At 58.2% G+C, this 17,015-nt stretch carries 13 protein-coding genes; all 13 read right to left on the bottom strand.

Annotated elements, in window-relative coordinates:
- Positions 1 to 320, bottom strand: a 320-nt coding sequence (locus IAD09_03855; GenBank protein ID HIT81361.1) for a hypothetical protein, incomplete at its 3' end; no start/stop codon positions are given.
- Positions 321 to 346: 26 nt separating this feature from the next.
- Positions 347 to 1,219, bottom strand: a complete 873-nt coding sequence (locus IAD09_03850) for a hypothetical protein (GenBank protein ID HIT81360.1) — start codon at positions 1,217 to 1,219, stop codon at positions 347 to 349.
- Between the two features lie 37 nt (positions 1,220 to 1,256).
- Positions 1,257 to 2,474: a DUF4857 domain-containing protein gene (locus IAD09_03845; protein ID HIT81359.1), complete on the bottom strand. Its 1,218-nt coding sequence runs from the start codon at positions 2,472 to 2,474 to the stop codon at positions 1,257 to 1,259.
- A gap of 2 nt (positions 2,475 to 2,476) precedes the next feature.
- Positions 2,477 to 3,157: a hypothetical protein gene (locus tag IAD09_03840; GenBank protein ID HIT81358.1), complete on the bottom strand. Its 681-nt coding sequence runs from the start codon at positions 3,155 to 3,157 to the stop codon at positions 2,477 to 2,479.
- A complete protein-coding gene (locus IAD09_03835; protein ID HIT81357.1) occupies positions 3,154 to 4,407 on the bottom strand; it encodes a DUF4857 domain-containing protein in 1,254 nt (417 codons plus the stop codon). Before IAD09_03835 ends, IAD09_03840 begins: the two co-directional genes overlap by 4 nt.
- Entirely contained in the window at positions 4,407 to 5,090 is a 684-nt protein-coding gene (locus IAD09_03830) for a hypothetical protein (protein HIT81356.1), read from the bottom strand. The genes IAD09_03835 and IAD09_03830 overlap by 1 nt, the downstream gene beginning before the upstream one ends.
- Before the next feature lie 6 nt (positions 5,091 to 5,096).
- Positions 5,097 to 5,990, bottom strand: coding sequence for an ABC transporter ATP-binding protein (locus IAD09_03825; protein ID HIT81355.1), 894 nt, complete (start codon positions 5,988 to 5,990; stop codon positions 5,097 to 5,099).
- Between the two features lie 22 nt (positions 5,991 to 6,012).
- On the bottom strand, positions 6,013 to 7,518 hold the full coding sequence (locus IAD09_03820; GenBank protein ID HIT81354.1) for a hypothetical protein: 1,506 nt from the start codon (positions 7,516 to 7,518) through the stop codon (positions 6,013 to 6,015).
- Positions 7,515 to 8,228, bottom strand: a complete 714-nt coding sequence (locus IAD09_03815) for a DUF4843 domain-containing protein (GenBank protein ID HIT81353.1) — start codon at positions 8,226 to 8,228, stop codon at positions 7,515 to 7,517. Before IAD09_03815 ends, IAD09_03820 begins: the two co-directional genes overlap by 4 nt.
- Positions 8,229 to 8,248: 20 nt before the next feature.
- Entirely contained in the window at positions 8,249 to 9,706 is a 1,458-nt protein-coding gene (locus tag IAD09_03810; GenBank protein ID HIT81352.1) for a RagB/SusD family nutrient uptake outer membrane protein, read from the bottom strand.
- A 4-nt stretch (positions 9,707 to 9,710) separates the two neighbouring features.
- Positions 9,711 to 13,058 (bottom strand): SusC/RagA family TonB-linked outer membrane protein, encoded by a 3,348-nt coding sequence (locus tag IAD09_03805; GenBank protein ID HIT81351.1) that lies wholly within the window; start codon positions 13,056 to 13,058, stop codon positions 9,711 to 9,713.
- On the bottom strand, positions 13,059 to 14,528 hold the full coding sequence (locus IAD09_03800) for a RagB/SusD family nutrient uptake outer membrane protein (GenBank protein HIT81350.1): 1,470 nt from the start codon (positions 14,526 to 14,528) through the stop codon (positions 13,059 to 13,061).
- Positions 14,529 to 14,538: 10 nt separating this feature from the next.
- Complete coding sequence (locus IAD09_03795) at positions 14,539 to 17,013, bottom strand: hypothetical protein (protein ID HIT81349.1); 2,475 nt, start codon at positions 17,011 to 17,013, stop codon at positions 14,539 to 14,541.
- Positions 17,014 to 17,015 lie beyond the last annotated feature (2 nt).

The raw sequence follows: 17,015 nt of genomic DNA, 5'->3' as shown, positions 1-17,015 counted from the left end.
AGTACCGAAATAAGAGCCTTGTTGCCCATGAAGGTTGCTTCGGGAATGGTGTTCTCGGCGTAGGAAGTTTCGCCGTCGGACGAAGCCACGATGTTGGCGCCGCTGAGGTCGAGGGTAGCCAGGGCGGGCATGCCGTTGAGGGTGTTGAGGTCGGCTTTGTTGATGGAGCCGGTTACGGTGAGGTCGGTCAGGGTAGCGGTCTCATCGGCTGTGAGGAGGGTACTGAGCGTACCGGCGGTTTCAACAGCCACGTTTTTGGTCTGTGCGTATCCCCAGGCAAAGCAGCCAAGGAATGCCGTGAAGAGTAAAATTTTCTTCATAGGATTTTTAATTAAAGGTGAATAGTTTATTTGGTTTCCTGTTTTTTGCGGAAGAAGAGGTAGGCCGAGAAGAGGAGGAAGACGACGAACATGATGATGATTTCGGTCTTGTACTGGCCCGGTTCGGTCCATATTTCGTGGAAGAAGTCCCAGCGGCCGAGAATTTCGACGAAATTCCAGAAGATGATGACCGTGGGAATGGCATAACGTATGGCGTATCCGATGTGTTTGATTTTCATGAGCTTCACAAAGAGATAGGCCGACCACACGAGACTGCCGAAGGCGATGAAGGCCGTGACGGGGTGGCGGTCGCCCAGCAGGTGGTCGTCATAGGCGAACATGAGCACCATGTAGCAGGCCCAAAGCAGCACGTTGGTCTCCATGAAGGTCGTGAGCGAGGGGTTGCGGTGGACGGTCTGCAACGACTCTTCGTGCCGGTTGAGGCCGAGTTTCTTTTGCACCCAGCAGAAGAATACACAGCGGGTGCGCGCGCTGAAAATGTAGAACATCATCACCACGGCAAAGAATCCTATCGACGACATCATCACCAGATATTCGGGTTTGGTGGCGACTTCTCCGTTTTCGATATAGGGAGCCACGCCGTAGCGGTGGGCGTAGTAGACGAAGGTAAATTCTATCCACCCGGTCCATGTCATGAGACCGCCGATGAGGCCGGCAAAGGTGGCTCCGTTTTCGTTTTTCATGTAGAAGCCCCAGATAGCCAGAGCGGCGCCCAGGAGCCCCAGTACGAAGGCCGCGGGGGTGAGATAGGTTTCTCCTAATGTCTTTTCCATGATAATCATGGCGGCATGACCCAGCGGCATGGTGAAAAGTACAATCATGAAGGCGGCGAACCCTACAAACGAGATTTTTTGTTGTTTAGCATTTGTTGTCTCCATAATAGTGATGAATTTTTGGGGTGAGAAGATAGATGGTTTATTTCCGGTTGGGGAAGAGCCATACGGCTATCAGGCCGTAGATACCTGTCAGCAGTATGACGATGGCATCGCCGATGTTTTCGGGGCGGCGGAACGAGCGGCGTTTGTAGGCTTTGACCGCGGCCCACACGAGGAAGCACACGAGGTTGGTTATCCAGAAGTCGCGCACCGGGTTAGGCAGGGGAATGAAGTGGGCATAGCCCGGAGTCTTCATCGTCGAGAAGGGGAAGAGGCGTCTCTCCCACGCGGCCTCGGGGGTGTCGTCGTAGTGGTCGATTTTCTCGGCGTAGCGGGCGACGAAGCCGAACGACGGGTCGAGGGCGAAGAGGATACTCGTGTCTTTCTCTGTCGTCTTGTAGGTGCGGAAGAAGTCGTTCGAGGTCATGAAGCAGCGTCCCGACGGCGTCTCTACCGGGAGCGGCAGCAGCCGGTAGTCGGTCGTGAGCACATAGAGGCGGTTGTCGGTGTCGAAGAGGTGGCAGAATATCTCTTCGTCGGTGTGGCATTTGATGTTCTTTATCTCGAATCCGGTCTCGATGGCGCGGCAGTAGGGTGCGCCTTTTACCATCATCAGGTGGAAGAGGCGGCCGTTGCGGTCGGTGATGAAGTAGCCGCTGTCCCAGCGTTTGATGATGGAGGGTATGCCATAGATGTCGCGGGCGGGTGCTTCAAAGCCGGCTGCCTGCATGGCCCGGGCAAAGCGGGCGCTTTTTTCTTGGAGCACCTCTCCCGTCGTGCAGTCGATAAACTCGATGCCCTTCTTCCCGATGCGGAAGATGTCGTCGGGGAGCGAGACCCCTACCCTTTCGGGTGCCGACTCGAAGAGCGGGGCAAGTCCGTAGCTGAACGAGCGGTCGGCCACGAGCATGCTGCGTTTCACGTTTTTCAGCACGTCGGTCGTGAGGGCGACACCGTCGAGCGAGTCGGGCATGAGGCCCATGAGTTTCAGTTTACGGCGGTTGTTGAAGGGCAACAGCTGCATGTATTCGGTCTCGGTGAGAAGATTACCCCGGGTGTCGTAGTAAAGCATGGCGGCTTCCTGGGTGGTGGAGTCGATGCTTTCGCGGGCAATGACGAAGTCGTGCGACACTTCGCTGAAATATATCATGGTTTTCAGCGGACGTTTCTCGACCGTGCGTTGGTAGAGCGACGGCAGATAGAACGACAGGGTGAAGATGGTGATGAGTATCAGGAGGAAACGTACAATCTTTGCCATAATCAGAGCTCTCCTTTGTTGAAACGGTGCGACGTGTAGATGACCGCCAGGCTCGACACCAGGGTGATGACGAGCAGCAGCGGGTAGGCGGTTACAGCATTTCCCACCCCGTAGCCGAGGTAGAAAAAGCGCAGGGTGAGATAGGCGATGAGGATATAGCCGAAGCGGAATTTCCACACTGGCTCAAAGGCTATCATCGCCGTGAAGAAGTAGGCGGTCATGCCGCCGAGCAGCCAGGGCAGCAGGGTCTGCAAGGTGGCGACGACCACCTCGGCGGGGAAGCAGGCCGCCAGCGTGGCCGTGGTGATGAGCAGGGCCGGGAGCAGCGTGCAGCAGAACACGGCGAGGCCGTAGAGCACCATCGTGTAGACGACGGCCGTGCTGCCCACGGGCAGGTGCAGGGTGAGGCGTATGCGCTTGTTGGTAATCTCGGGCAGGAATTGGGGCAACCCGATGAGCAGGGCTATTGCCAGGGGCAGGTATTTGAGCTGCGTCATGAGGGCGATATTGCCCGTGAGCAGGGTCGAGTAGAAGAAGGTGCCGCCCATGTCGTGGAAGGTGGAGACGGCATCGATGCAGGCATAGACCGACAGAATGAGGCTTCCTGCGAGCCCCACGGCGGCATACCAGCGTGTTTTTATCCACTCTTTGTAGAGCAGGTGTTTTATCTGTGTGCGTGTCATAGCGGGAGGTTTTCTTTTTTATCGTTACGGCGGTAAGGTATGGCAAATGCGCCAGCCATGCCGCAGAGGCCCAGCAGCAACACGAGGAGGGTGTCGATGAGCTGTGCCGGGAGTTTGTATCCCTGCCGGCGGCGCAGAACGAAGGTGATGATGGCCAGCACGACGTTGACGAGCAGGAAGCGGGCCGGGTCGCCCCAGCGGAGGTCGATGCCCGACGAGGCCGACTGGGTGATGCGCACCGGCAACAGGTAGTCGGCGGCTTTAAAGGCACGGTCGGGTGCGGGGTGTGCCAAGGTGTGGCGGTTTACCGGGCGCAGGGACTTGTCGACGACGACATACTCGGTGGAGTCGGCCGCATCGAGCGTGAAGAAGTAGTAGAAGAGATTGCCCGAGAGCGAGACGCTCTTTCCCTTGAACGAGGGCAGCGGCAGGCGGCGGTATGACGCGCGGTCGCGGGGCATGAGGTAGCTGCTGCCGTCGGTGGTGACGACGATGGCCAGGAAATCTTCTTCGTCGCCGAAGCTCATGAGAAGCACCTCCTTGTCGTCGGGGCGGGCGATCGGTTCTGCGACGGGGGCTCCCTCGGTCATGGAGAGGCGGAAGAGGCGGCCGTTGCGGTCGTTGAGGAAGAAACCCTGCTGTTCGATGTCGGTGCGGTTCGAGGGTGACCATATGCGGGTCATCGGCGCTTCAAAGCCACTCTCGGCGAGTGCCCAGTCGAAGATGCGGGTCTTGGCCGTGTCGATGCTGTTGCTTTCGGGAAGGAGAAATTCCAGCCCCGTTGCGGTGAAGCGCAGGAGGTCTTGCGTGTTGAATTTTTGCGACAGGTAGCTATGGCTGTCGACCAGGTCGTAGAGGCCATAGTCGAGAGCGGGCATCGATATGCGGTGGCGGAAGACGGCCTCTTCGGCCTGCCGTGCCGTAACGGCTACACCGCAGATGGTGTCGGGGAAGCGGTTTTCAAAAGCCAGTTGGGTGGCATTGTTGAGGGGGCAGAGCGAGTCGACGGCCGAGCGGTCGATGCGGTTGCCGCGGGAGTCGCGATAGACGGTATAGGCCGTTGTCTGCCCGTCTCGGTCGACGTATTCGTAGCGCGAGAAGATGAAGTCCTGCAAGATTTCGGAGTAGACGACGTCGGTATAGAGGTGGGAAAAGAACGTCGGGCTGCTCTTGCAGAAGTAGGGCAGGACGAGAGCGGCGGCTGCGGCCGTGAAAAGGGCGGCAATGATGTGCAGTATCTTGTGTGTCATTATCTTTCTCCTTTGTTTAATCGGTATCCGCTGAACAGGACGAGGGGGCAGGAAAGCAGCGCCAGCAGTGCCAACACGGGCATGGAGGTGCTGTAAGCCCCGTGGAAGGGAACGTCGTAGAGGTAGAGCGAGAGCAGGACAAGCCCCGTGAGGGCATAGAAGAGCTGCCGCATGCGGTTGGGTTCGAGGGCCGTGAAGGCGATGAAGTTGTAGACCCAGTATGCGGCGAGGAACCACCCCAGCAGGGTCTCACGCACGGGCACCGTCACCTCGGCCGGGAAGAGTGCGCTGTTTTTGAAACAGAACAGGGTGAGGACGATGGCGTTGAAGAGGGTGAGGAGCAGCAGTCCGTAGAGCGCCATGCCGGCGATGAGCGTGCGGTTGCCCACGGGCAGGTGCAGGGTGAGGCGTATGCGGCGTTGGGCCACTTCGGGGGCGTACTGCGACGCGCCTATGCACACGGCGGCCAGCAGCGGTATATAACGCAACAGGCCGTAGTAGATGACGGGCGGATTGTTGTAGAGCATATACAGGGTGTAGCCCTTGGCGCCCATGAGCGTGATGCGGTTTTCGACGCCGATGAAGATATAGAAGACCACGCCGATGCCCACTATCAGCGTGCCGAAGAAGGCGGCGCGGGTCTTAATCCATTCCTTGTAGAAGAGATGCCATATCGGTTTCATTGCCTCTTAGTATTTACCGGTGAGACCTATGAATGCGTCTTCGAGCGTGAGGTTCATGCGCGAGAAGTTGCGGTAGGCGAGCCCTTTGGCATCGAGCAGGGCCTTGACGGCCGTCTCGTCGTCGTAGGTGTAGAACTCGTAGTGGTTGTTGATGTGTTCGACGTTGGCCGCCTCGTCTTTGCCGAAGGTCACGTCGTCGCGGTCGAGGTCGAAGGCGAAGCCCTTGAAGCGGTCGGTAAAGTCCTTGACGGGCCCTTGCACCAGCATGCGGTTGTAGTCCATGATGATGACGTCGTCGATGAGGCGTTCCATGTCTTGAATGATGTGCGAGGTGAGGAACACGGTCTTGTGCTGGCTCTTGCAGTACTCTCTCATGTAGTCGATGAAGAGGCGGCGGTAACCCGGGTCGAGACCGAGCGAGAAGTCGTCGAGAATGAGCAGGTCGGGATCCTGGGCGAGGATAAGGCCGAGGGCCACCTGAGCACGTTGTCCGCACGACATGGTCGATATTTTCTGGCGGGGGGTGATTTTCAGGCGGTTTATCAGTGACCAGTAGGCGTCGCGGTTCCAGTTGTCGTAGAATCCGGAGTAGAATTTCTCTATCTGGTGTACGTTCATGAAGCTATACTGGATGTGCCCCTCGATGAGGTATCCGATGCGTTTCTTGGTCTCGGGCGAGAGGTTCTGCGTGTCTTCGCCGTAGATGAGGCATTGGCCCGAGCGGGGTTCGAGAAAGCCGTTGAGAATGTTTATCGTGGTGCTTTTCCCGGCGCCGTTCTTTCCCAGCAGGCCCATGATGTGGCCTTCGGGAACGACGATGTTCAGATTTTCGTAGACGAGTTTCTTCCCGTAGTAATGGGTGAGATTCCTACATTCGATGACAGGACGTTCTGCGTTCATATTTAGAGGATTAGGTTTACAATTATCGAGCTGTGAAGAAGACACCGCGACCCGGCAGCAGGTCGGTGTATTCGGCATAGATGCGGCCGGTTACCGTGTCGTAGACACACAGGGTGGTCTTGCGGGTCTCGGCGTTGTAGAGGAAGGCTACCGTACAGTCGTCTTCGTCGCGGAAGGTGCTGCCCTGCAAGACGAAGAGGTCGAGAAGTTCGAGGTTCTCGTCCCATTGTACCAGCGGGGCGGCTGCGGGGGTGAAGGCGGTCATGTCGTGGTAGTCGAATCGGTAGACGGCATTGCGGGTGGCGTAGAAGGCATACTCCTCGCCGAAGGAGCCGAACCAGTAGCGCACCTCTCCCACCAGGTCGGCCGGCAGGTCAAAGGCGGCTTCGTGTACGATGGGTTGCACCGTGGTCTTGACGTAGTCGACGTGGAAACGGTGCATCTGGTAGGCGCCGTTGCGTCCCCCTACGAGGAAGATGTCGTAGGGCTTGTTGGAGCCTTCGCCGGTGGCTTGTGAGAAGCAGCCGCAGATGGTATCGAGCATGAACGGTTCATTGCCCGCCGTCACCCACTCCATCACGTCGTTGTAGACGTGGAAGCAGCCTACCCGGCCGTCGTTGTGGCGCACGAAGGTGGCTTTCTTGAAACGCATGAACTGCTTCGAGGAGACGCTTTGGGCGACACCGGAGCTCTTGATGTAGGTGCTCTCGTCGTACATGGGCAGCCGCTTTTCGAGCCCGTTGAAGACGTGCAGCGTGCCGTTGCTGATGAGGTATTTGCTGGCGCCTTCGCCATACACGACGTCTTTGATGTCGAGCGTGGGTTCGCTGCCGAGGTACACGCGGCCGTAGATGTTGCCCACGATTTCGCCCACGTTGGCCACGAAGTCGTCGCCTTCGTCAGAGTCGATCATGCTCACGGTGACTCCGTAGTCGGGGGCGTGGCCGGTGAAGATGGCGATTTCGTCGGTCGAGTTGAAGGCTCCGATGAAGGGGCCCGGCACGGTGGTGCCGTTTACGCGCTCTATCATGTTGTCGTAGGTGCGGGTCCATTCATAGGGGGTACCTTGCAACGACATCCATTCGACGTTTCCCTCCTCGGTCTCGTAGATGGCGATGTACTCGGGGGTGTAGCCGGTGAAGAGGCGCATGGTGAAGGGTTGGCGGAATTCGAGCTCATTGACCGTGTTGCGCACCACCAGCACGCCGGGAATGTCGCTGTTGAGCTTGTAGCCTTCGGGCAGGGCGACTTCCCAGTCGAGGTTTTTCTCGCGCGAGATGACTTCGCTTTTCCCGATGACCCAGCGGTAGTCGTAGTCGCCGGCCCGGGTGCTGTCGGAGAAGGTAATCTGCGGCTCGCAGGTGAAGCGGTCGCCGAGGTAGAGGGTGTATGCGTCGCTCGAAATGCCCGACACGGCGATGACGTGGTCGGGTGTCCAAGTGGCCGTGCTGTCCTTGTCTTGCAGGCAGCTGCCGCACAGCCCGGCAACGAGCAGGCTCAGGGTGTATAGGAGAAGATGTCTTTTCATAGGTCGAAGTAGATGCGGTTTCCGGTTTCTTCGTCGTAAATCTCGTTTTCGAGGAAGTATTGCGTGCAGAGGTTTATCCAGTATTCGAGTTGTATGGTACCGCCGGCGTCGGTCCAGTCGGGGTCGGTGATGCCGCTTATTTCGAGGAATACCTCACATTTCTTGGGGTGGTAGGGTATCTTGGCCAGCTTGCTGTTGTTCGACCAGAAGTTGGGCATGGTGTTGAGGTTCTTCATGAAGTCGATGACGACATACTGGTAGTCGGGCACGCCGGCGTCGAAGGTCTCGCCGGGCACCAGTTCGAGCCAGATGCGGTAGTCGTCTTCGGTGTTGAGGGCTCCCACATGTATCGTTACCGTCACGGAGTCCTGATAGAGACCTTTCCGGAAGGTCTGTTCCTCGCTGAGCGAGTACTGCACGCCGTTCTCGGCATTCTGGCTTTTCCCGGGGTTGGCCCGCACCGTGTAGAGGCGGTCGTTATCGTAGTCGATGGTGCCTTGCAGGCGGACGGGGATTTGCAGCTCGTAGTCGCCCGCTCCCACGCCGAGGAAGTAGGCGTTGAACGAGTAGCTCTCGGGATAGGTGCCGGGGTTGAATTCACCCTTGGCGAAGTTGAGGGCGGGACGCTCGGCGTTGTAGAGGTCGATGACATCTTCGCGGCAGGCGGTGCAGAGGCTGAGTGCCACAAGCAGGTAGAGGTATTTTTTCATGTTCACGTCCTCCGTGTATTTTATTGGGCTCCGTAGCCGAAGTCCTGTTCATACTCGGGCAGCGGCCAAGTGTAGTTGGCCGTGCTCATTTTCACGGTGTTTCCCGTGTAGTAGCCGTCGTCGATGGCCTGTGCATTGCGGCGTTTGTAGTAGAAAAACAACTGCCCCTCGCCCTTGAACTCGCAGATGTATTCGCGGGTGAGCTGGGTCTCGACGGCGCTGTTGTCGGCTCCGGTGGGGAGGAGCGTGGTGTTGCGGTGGCTTTTCAGCGTGTTGAGCCAGTCGGCGGCACTCCGGCTGCTGCACGAGGGGTCGTTCAGTGCCGCTTCGGCAGCGATGAGGTACATCTCGCCCAGTTTGAGCATCGGCACGGCGGGGGTGTCGTAGAGGTGGGCATCTTCGGCCAACGTGGAGCGCTGGTAGCGAATGAGGTTTATCTTGTTGTTGGCGCTGGGGTTGGTATAGAGCCAGTTGCGGCGCAGGTCGCCGCTCTCGTAGCAGGCACCTGATTTGACGAAGTCGCCACCGAGGCTTTCATAGTAAGCTTGTGATATGCCGAGGATATTTTCATTGCCGAGGGTGAAAATCATCTCGGGCATGAAGAGACGGTCGATTTTCTGCTCTTTTCCGTAGATATCGGTCTCGATGATTTCCTCTTCTTCGATAAACCGGAAGGTGGGGCAGGCGATGACCTCCTCGGCATAGGCGCAGGCTTGGGCGTAGTTGCCCCGGTAGAGTTCGATGCGGGCCAGCAGTGCCGTGGCGGCGTAGTAGTTCATGCGGAAGCGACGGTCGTAGTTTACATATTTGTTCGTCGAGGCGATGCCGGTGATTATCGGGTCATGCTCTTTGAGCAGCTGACGGGCCATGGTGAGCTCTTCGACGAGGTAGTCGAGGGCCTGGGCGGTGGTGGCCTGTTCGCCAAGGGCGAAACCGAAATCTTTTTTCAGAGGCACGTTGCGGCAGGTGGGGTCGACGCTGTATGCCGTGTTGTAGATACGTAGCAGGTCGAAGAACATGTAGGCCCGCAGGCCGAGGGCTTCGCCGGTGAGTATCTCGCGCACCCCTTCGTCGAAGGGCGGGCAATCCTCTTTTTGCAGGTTTTCGATGAGCAGGTTGTCGTTGACAATCGTGTTGTACATTGTACCCCATACGGCGTCGATGAAGGTTTTGGCGCCGTCGGTGGTGTAGTCGTACTGGCCCCACTTCTGCCGGTCGGGGTCGTTGTCGGGCTGGGTGTACTGCTGGGTGAGCGGTTCGAGGGCCGCGAGCGGCAGGAGGCCGCCGTAGATGTCGGAGTTGCCCATATTGACATAGATACCCGTGATGGCCGTGTAGTAGCCGTCGGTGTTGAGAAACATCTCGTCGCCGTCGATTTCGGAGTTGCTGCCCACGTCGAGCCAAGCGCAGGCCGAGAACGAGGCCGTCAGTAGCAGCGAGGCCAGCAGGTGTGATATGTTGAGGTTGACGTTTTTCATACGGTTAGAAGTTTATGTAGGCCGAAAAGTTGATGGAGCGGGCGTAGGGATAGTTGAGACCCCTCTCCTGCTTGATGGTCGAACAGTAGAATATCTCGTTTCCGGTGACGGAGAATTTCAGCATCGAGAGGTTGCGGCCGCGCAGCACCGAGGCCGGTACCGTGTAGCTCACGCGCAGCGAGGTGAGGCTCAGCAGCCGCTCGCGTTGCACAAAGCGGGAGGTCGACTGCGTAACGCTGTTGTCGTTGATGGCTTTGTAACGGGCCACGTCGCCGGGTTGTTTCCAGCGTTCGGTAAGGGCGCGGCGGTCGTTGTTGACCATGTAGTCGACATTCTCTATTTTCTCGTGCAGGGTGTAGTTGTAGCGGTCGGCGCCGAACGAGTAGTTGAACGTGGCACCTATCTCCCACCCCTTGTAGCGGAAGTTGCTCCCGATGTACCCTTCGAGTATCGGCTCGTCGACACCTACCGGCACCTGGTCGTTGGCACTCCATGTGAAGGTCTTTTCACCCTCCTTGGTGAGGAAGATTTCCTTTCCTGTGCCCGGGTCTATGCCGAGGCTGCGCACGGCGTAGATGGTGTTCATCGACTCTCCCTCCTGGAAGAGGAAGACGTTGGCAGCTCCCTCTTCGGCCTCTTTGCTTATCTCTTCGTTGTACTTGCGCAGCGTGTCGGAGATGCGGGTGATGCGGTTGGTATTATGGGCACCGTTTAGGGTGAAGTTGAGCGTCAGGTCGCGGGTGCGCAGCGGGGTGTAGCTGAAACTGAATTCGACACCCTGGTTGGTGAGGTCGCCCATGTTGGTCTTGTAGGAGCTGAATCCTATCGAGGGGGCGATGGTGATTTCGGTAAGATTGCCCTGCGTGGTGTTGTAGTAGTAGTTGACGTCGAAGTTGAACTTGTTGTCGAAGAGTGTTCCTTCGGCGCCGATGTTGCGGTTGTAGGTGATTTGACCTTTGAGGTCGGGGTTACCGAGCGTGGAGATGATGGCACCGAAGTAGCCGCCATAGCTGGCGGTGAGGAACGTGTAGAGGCTGGTAGCCTGGCTCTTGGTGAAGTTCTGGTTGCCGGTGGTACCGATGTTGAGGCGCAGGGCCAACTTTTGCAGATGGTCGTTGCCTTTGAGGAACGACTCGTTGTGGGCGTTCCAGCGGAAACCGGCCGACCAGTACGGGGCGGTCTGCTGGTTTTTTCCATAAATCGACGAGCCGTCGATGCGTCCGGTGAGGTCGACCAGGTAGCGGTTGCGGAACGAGTAGTTGAAGTTGGCAAACGTTCCGGCGGCCCGCACCTTGCTCTCGCTGCCCGACGGCCGTCCGTAGAGCTCGTACTGCACGCCGTAGGAGAGGTAGTTGAGGGCATCGCCCAGGAAGCCGGTGAGTGTGTAGCCGTCGCTGTTGTAATCGTCCTGGCTCACTTCACCACCCCAGATGGCCTGTATGTCGTGGTAGCCGAACGAGCGGGTGTAGGAGGCTACCACGTTGCCCTTGTAGCTGAGCGAAGAACTGTTTCTCAGCGTGTATTTTCCCCGGCTGTACAGCGTGCTGGGAGTAGTCGACGAGTTGTCGTCGCTGTTGATGTAGGAGAAGCTTTGCGGGGAGATGTAGGCGTCGGTGCGGTTGAAGCCGTACGATACCGAGAAGTTGGCCCGAATACGCAGGTCGGAGAATACCTCCCAGTTGATGCTGGTGTTGTTGGTGAGGTTGTAGGTCTCTTTTTCGGTAAACGAGTTGAGGTATTTGGCTTCGTACACGGGCGATTCCTGCTGGGCGAGAATGGAGAGGCTCATGCCCTCGGGGGCGACATTGGCCAGCGACAGGGTGCGGTAGTAGTTGCCATCGGCATCTTTCTCGCGGTGGTAGGGCAGAGCCTGTGTGTAGCTCGAAAATTCGCCGTAGGGCGATTCGCTGTTGTCCACCATGCTGAATTGCAGGTCGTTGGTGACGTAGAGTTTCTTGCTGTTGTAGAGGAGCTTGGTGCCGGCCTCGTAGGTGGTGCGGTCGGAGCCTTTCATCACGCCGTTGTTCTGTCCGTAGGCGAGGTTCACCGAGTAGCGCATGCCCCCCTCCTTCTCGGCGTCTTCGTTTTTCACGCTGCCGTCGATGAGCAGCGAGTGTTTGTGCTGGAAGCCCACGCGCAGCGGTTTGGAGAGCCAGTAGGTATCGGTGCCGCTCATGATTTCCTGCTTGATGAGGTTGTAGGAGTTGAGGCGGGTACCGGGGTCTTCGCCTTCGGTGAGGGCGTCGAATACGCCGGCGGCTTTCTGGAATTCGAGCGCTTCGGAGGCGTTCATCAAGTTATAGGAAGAGAGGTCGGGTACTTGCAATCCCGCGGTGAGCGAGTAGTTGATTTGCAGTTTGCCGGCTTCGGGGCTGCGGGTCTCGATGACGATGACGCCGTTGGCGGCACGGGAGCCGTAGATGGCCGATGCCGAGGCGTCTTTGAGTATGGTGACGCTCTGTATGCGGTTCATGTCGAGGTCGTAGACCTTCTCGACATCGACTTCAAACCCGTCGAGAATGAATACCGGCAGACTGGTTTCGGTGCGCAGGTTGCTCTCGGAGATGTCGGGAAAACTGTTTTGACCGCGTATGTCGATTTGCGACGGCACGAAGTTGGGGTCCGACCCGAAGAGCTCGCGCGAGTCGACTACCTTGAACGAGGGGTCAAATACTTTCAGGGCGTCGAAGAAACTTGTGTTGTTGATGGTGCGCAACTCTTCGCCCTTGACCTGCACGGCGGTACCCGTGAAGCTGTTCTTGGCTTTGGGGGCATACCCGGTCACGATGACGTCGTCGAGCTCGTTCACATCGGCTTTGAGGAGAATGCAGAAGAACGTTTTCGAGCCGATGACGAGTGTCTGTTTTTCGTAGCCGATGAACGAGACGGTGAGGCTTTTTCCGCAGCTGGCCTTTGGGAGAGAGAAGCGTCCGTCTGCATCGGTGAGGGTGGCTCCTGAGGCTTTGCCCAAGTCGCCATACAGGGTGACTCCCGACAGGGGTTCTCCGTTCTCGTCGAGCACGAGACCGATGAGCCGGTTGTCCGGGGCTTTACGGGGGGTGACGACGAGCGTGTTGTCGATGATGCGGTATGAGAGCGTGTTGTCGACCTGGCTCAGCATGGTCAGGGGCTCGCTGTATTCGGTCGATACCGAGATGTTCTTGTCGATGTCGACCGACGGGTCGACGTAGAGGTAGAGCCGCTCGTTTTTCTGTACCGTGTGCAGCAGCTCTTTCAAGGGCCTGTTTTGCAGATGCACCGATGTCTTTTTCTGGGCACGGGCTTTTTCTGCCGGGAAGAGGAACAGTCCCGTCAGGAGTATCAGCAGGATATACAGGGTGCGCGTTTTCATTTATTGCAGGTTTACCGAGATGGTTCCGGCCGGGATAGGCCAGGTGTATTGTTCGTTGGAGATGTCGATGCTGTCGCCCGCGTAGGAGGCGATGCGGGTGTCGCCCATGCGTTTGTGGAAGAAGAAGCGCTGGCCTTCACCCCAGAACTCGCGTTGGTATTCGTCGCGAATGGCGGCCGCTATGGTCTCGACCGATATTTTCCCTTCGGCTTTCAGCTGTTCGACGAGGGTGCTTCTTTTCGACGATTGCAGTTCGATGAGCCACTCGGCCGCCTCGTCGGGCCGCATGTCATGGTTGAGGGCCTCGGCGGCGATGAGGGCCACCTCACCCAGCTTGATGACGGGAATGCGGGCCGGCAGGTCCGACTCGCCGCCGCTCGTGCTGTAAATGTATCCCGAGAGCAGGGTGCTTGACCCGAACTTGTGTTGCAGGGTGTAACTCCCGTCGTCCTGGCGGGTAAACCATTCACGGAAACGGGTGTCGTTGACGTCGGGAAAGACGGCTGCCAGGTCGCTGCGCACGCGTATCTTGCGCGAGGCGAACATCGTATCGGAGAGGGCGGTGAAACCGTCGGGCATCGACGATATGCCCCAGATGTGCTCGCGTGAGAAACAGAAGTCGCTGTTGTATTTTCCCGGGACGACGTAGTAGAAGAGTTGCGAAGCGGCCGCCACCTTTTGCAGGTGGGTGAATGTCTCCTGCGCCCTTTCGAGAGCCATTTCATAGTTGCCCATGTAGAGGTAGATGCGGGCTTGCAGGGCGGTTACGGCGTAGTAGTTGAGGAAGAATGTCCGCAACCGGTTGTCGATTTGCCCCGGTGATGTGTTGGTGTAGTTCCAGCCCGACAAGATGGGGTCGTACTCTCTGAGCAGCGTGGCGGCTTGTGAGAGGTCGTCGAGAATGTGGTTCAGCAGTTGCATCGAAGTCTGCGGCGCTCCCGTTTCGGTGCCGAATTGTGTCATGTAGGGCAGCCCCGCAAAGTCGGGTTCTTGGGTCACCGACGGGTGGAAGAGGCGTAGCAGATCGAAATGCAGGGCTCCCCGCAGGGCGTAGAGCTCGCCGGTAATGATTTCCTTCTGTCCGGCGTTGTAGAAAAAGACGTCGGTGTGCTCTATCTCGTCGAGGGTCTTGTTGCAGGAGGCGATGGCCCTGTACATCTGCTGCATGACGGTGGCGATGCGGGCGCTGTTCTCGGGCGTGTCGTAACGGAACCGGCTCAGGTCGCTGCTCGGGGTGTCGTAGGGGGCGAGGTCCTGCCCCATGAATTCGAGCATGGAGAGCGTGAGATTGCCGCCGTAGAGGTCGGTGCTGCGCAGTTGGGTATAGACGTCGACGAGCGCGTTGTAGAAGGCGTTCTCGTCGCCGAAGAATTTCTTGTCGGGAATGTTCTCGTTGTCGGGCACGGCGTCGAACCAGTCGGAGCAGGCCACCAACGGGAGAAGCAACAGAACTCGTATGTATCGTTTCATGTCTTTCATATCAGAGTTGTAGACGGAGTGCCAGCGTGAAGGTGCGGGCGCAGGGATAATAATAGCCGATGTTGCTGTCGGCCGAGGTATATCGCACCAGATTCTCGCCCGAGGCGATGACGGTCAGCCCGGCGACCTTCCACAGCGGGAACGTGTATCCCACCTGCACGTTGCGCAGGGTGAAGCGGTTGTCGCTTACATAAGGATTTGGGGCAGTGGAGGCCCGTTCGGCGTCGTAGGCTTTTGCCCCGGCCGAGAAAGTGGTGAGGAGGTTGAACTGCCATTTGCCGCATGTGCCCGACAAGCCCCAGTTGCCCTGTACCGTGGGTGTGGCCGGCCCTTCGGCGGTGAGTTGCCCGGTGGCGGGGTCGGTGCTGTAAAGTTCGGTGACGGAGTAGCCCGGTTGCAGGAATCCCGCGACGGCGGCGGTCCCTGTCGTCTCGGCATTACGGGCGACGGCCTCGTTGTAGAGCGAGGCAAAGTAGGCCGGCACCTCTTCGATGCGGTTGATGTTGTAGGCTACCGAGGCGAAGGTGAGCAGCGACAGCCCCTTGTGTCCCGGCAGCAGGTCGACGGAGAGTGAGCCTTCGATGCCCCGGTTGCTGATTTTCCCGCCGTTGCCGAATGTGTAGGGGTATCCCGTCGACAGGGGGAGCGGGGTGATGACGGGCAGGTCGGTCGTGATGCGCGAGTAGAAGAGCACCGAGCCTGCGAAGTTGCGGTAACGTGCCGAGAGCGACAGGTTGTCGCGCATGACGGTGTACCAGCGCAGGCGGTCGTTGGGCATGAGCACGATGGAGGAGCCTATGAGATAGTAGTTGTAGATGTACTCGTTGCCGATATTGTTGTCGTAGGTGATGGTGTAGGCGTTATTGGCAAAGCCTATGCCTCCGCTGGTACCGTGCGAGAGGGCCAGCGTGAGTTGTTCCAGGCCGCTGTTGCGCAGGAAGGCTTCGTTGTGGAGGTTCCAGAAGAGCCCGGCGTTGTAGAAGAGGGCCGTGCGGGCACGGGGGGCCAGCAGCGATGATTTCTCGATGCGGAGGCCGGCCGACACGCCGTAGCGGTTGTCATACTGGTAGTGGGCCGAGAAAAGTCCGGCCAGGTTGTGGTCGTATTCGCGTGTTGCCACAGGCTCTTCGTCGGAGTAGCTCTGGGTGAAGGAGATATAGGCCATGCGGTCGTTCAAGATGCCATATCCGCCGAGAGTCTCGCCGTAGCATTTCTCGCTGAGAAAGGCCACGGCCAGCGAGGTGCCGAAGGCCGATTTCTTCCACTTCTTGTCGTAACGCAGTGCCAGGTCGCCCTCGAAGGCAAGTTGGTTGTCGCGGGTGATGTCGTATCGCCCCGTGTAGCTGCCCTCTTCGGCATCGACATAGCGTCCCGAGGAGGGGGAGATGTAGAGGTCGTTCTGTGCCGTCTCCCGGGTGAATGAGAACGACCCTTCGATATACAGGTCGGCCGGGAGGGTGATGGTGGCTTTCAGCCGGTCTTGAATGGTGTGTATCTTTTCCTTGTTGAAGGAGCCGGTCGAGACTTCATGCAGGGGGTTGGTCGAGCCGTCGGGGAGGAGTGTCGCTATTTTTCCCTCGTCGTTGTAGGGCGAGAGCTCGGGCGAGAGGGAGAGGTAGTAGTCGTAGGTGCCGTAGGGGCTGGCGTTGTTTTTGCTTTGGTAGAACGACAGGTGGTTCGAAATCGACACGGCGTTACGCTGGTAGGCGATGTAGTTGCTCAGTCCCAGTGTCTTGTGGTAGTCGTCTTGCATGACACCTCGGCCTGCGGGGTCGCCCTCGACCGAGAAATTGTATTTCACATACCGGTCTCCGCCTCCGATGTCGAGTTTGTGCCGGTGGCTGAATGCCGTGCGTAGCGGAGCCTCTTTCCAGTCGTAGCCCGGGGTGCCGGAAATCTCAGCCGGGAGGTGTCGGTTGCTCCGGTCGACGGTTTGCAGTTGGGCATCGAAGAGGTAGTTGATGTGCAGTTTCCCGGCGTCGGGTTTGCGCAGCACGGCTTCGATGGCGCCGTTGCCGCCTTTTGTCCCGAAGCGGGTGAGCGACCGTGCGTCTTTGTAGATGATGATTTTCTCGATGTCGTTTATGTTGAGGCACATAAACTGGTAGGCCGATACTTGTGCCCCGTCGATGAGGAAAAGCACCGATGAGTTGCTGCCGTCGAGGCTCCAAGCCGTGGTCCCTTGCAGCGTATTGCTTTGCGGTGTATAGTAGGGCACGTCGCCGTAGAGGTCGCTGCCGTTGTCGACGAGCGAGGGTTCGAGCGCCACTATGGCATTCCAGAGGTCGCCTGTGCTGGCTCGGCGCAGGACGTCGCCCGACAAGATTTTGTCGCCAGCCGGGTAGTCTGCCTCTCTATACTGCGGTTGGCGCGTTGTTGTCGAGTCCTGCCGGGCACATAGTGCGATGACGGGAACATTTGTGAACAGCAAGAAACAGAAGAAGATTTTTTTGAATGTCCGTAGGTCGGATTTCATTT

Origin of the sequence: Candidatus Caccoplasma merdavium, assembly GCA_018715595.1 — a bacterium.
In the GTDB taxonomy this organism is placed as follows: Bacteria; Bacteroidota; Bacteroidia; order Bacteroidales; family UBA11471; genus Caccoplasma; species Caccoplasma merdavium.
The sequence above is the reverse complement of the archived record's forward strand: the minus strand, read 5'-3'. Positions and strand labels throughout refer to the sequence as shown.